Source organism: Methylacidiphilum sp. Yel, from assembly GCF_004421185.1.
Classification (GTDB): domain Bacteria; phylum Verrucomicrobiota; class Verrucomicrobiia; order Methylacidiphilales; family Methylacidiphilaceae; genus Methylacidiphilum.
This window is the reverse complement of record NZ_LXQB01000077.1, coordinates 1-1654: the sequence shown is the minus strand read 5'-3', so window position 1 is coordinate 1654 and position 1654 is coordinate 1. Positions and strand designations below refer to the sequence as shown.

Below are 1654 nucleotides of genomic sequence, written 5' to 3'. Positions count from 1 at the left end.
CCCTTGGTGGGAAAGAAAGTTTATAGTAGGGCGGCTTAAAAGAAAAATTGGGGTTGTAATAAGGATCAAACGGGAAAACCGGCAGCCATTTTTTTATAAACTTCGTGTTTTCTTCCGACCACTGTGCATATTGCTCAGCTATGTCCGCCATCTTTGATACCGACTCATAATGATAAAACTCAGCAAAGGGCGTCCACACTATCAAATAGCCCCTCTGCCTCAATCGCAAACATAAGTCTATATCGTTTAAATCTATCGCATAACTCTCGTCAAAGCCCCCCACCTCCTCAAAACACTCCTTCCTCATCACAACACAGGCCGCCGTCACCGCACTTAAATTCTGTTCAAACCAAAGATAGCCCCCCTCCGCTGCCTCCTCCTTCCTCATATTCCTAAGCCGATGATCCGGAATCCCCCGCTCCGCCAATATCACCCCAGCATGCTGTATCGTCCCATCCGGATAGTAAAGCATCGCCCCTACCGCCCCCACCTCAGCCCGCATCGCATGCCCTACCATCTCCTCAAGCCAATCCCCTGTAATCACTTCTAAATCATCATTCAACAACGCCAATACCTCCCCCCGCACCTCCCTCATCACCGCCGCATTGTTAATCTTCGCATAGTTAAATGGCTCATCCGGATACACCACCAGCCGCACCCTCCCCTCCCCCCCACTCACCCCCTCCAAATACCCCCTCACCTCCGCATCCCTCAGCCGCTTCTCATTCACCACCAACAATAACTCGTAGCGGTCATAACTCGTCTTGCTCATTACACTCTCTACACAAGGCCTAAGATAAGCAAGCTGACACTTCGAGGGCATCACTATGCTCACCAATGGCTTCTCCTCTCCTACCCCATACCGTATCCGCCACCCTCCCCTCAGCCTCTCTATCCCTTCCACTCCTACCCCTCGTCGCTTACAATCCCTCCATACCACCTCCCTCTCCACACCCTCCTTCACCACACCCCCTCCAGCTTCCCCTCCCCGATGACACAGCACATAAGGCAGATGACAGACCCCACGCCCATCCACCCTGCCCACCGTCATCCGTAAATAAAGATCCCACTCCTCTGCCCCCTCTACCCCCTGGTCAAACCCTCCCACCTCCATCGCCTTCTGCTTCCTAAAGACCACCGGACGTCCTAAATAGTTCACTGCCCTCAATAAATCATAATTAAACCCAGGCTTGAATACCGGACTGTACACCTGCCCCTCATCACTCAACCTATCCTCATCCCCAAAAAGTAAATCAAAGGCCTTCTCCCCCTGAAGCGCCTCCACAAACACATACAACGCATGCGCCACTAGCTCTTCCCCACTGTCCAATATCATGCAGTACTCCCCACAAGCCTCCCTTAACCCTGCCTCCTTTGCCTTCCCCTTCTCCGAATAGCTCACCTCTATTATCCTTAGCTTATCCTCCCCTCCCACACCCCTAAGCTCCTCTCTGGCCAGTTTCCTACCCCCATACAACACCAACAGCACTTCCCACTGCTCATACCACTGCCCCACTACCGACCGCAACGTCGCTAACACTCCCTCTAGCCTATCCCCTAACCCCACCACCATCACTACCGAAAAGAATGGCTTGTAGGCAAACCCTCTAAGACGCTGCCTCAACAGCTCCTCCTCTCTCCCCACAAACCGACC

1 protein-coding gene is annotated in these 1654 nt (G+C 52.8%); it reads right to left on the bottom strand.

Translation table 11 applies throughout. The features are described 5' to 3' along the window. Positions 1–1654: glycosyltransferase (locus A7Q09_RS09515; protein WP_134391215.1), on the bottom strand; the 1654-nt coding region annotated here is incomplete at both ends.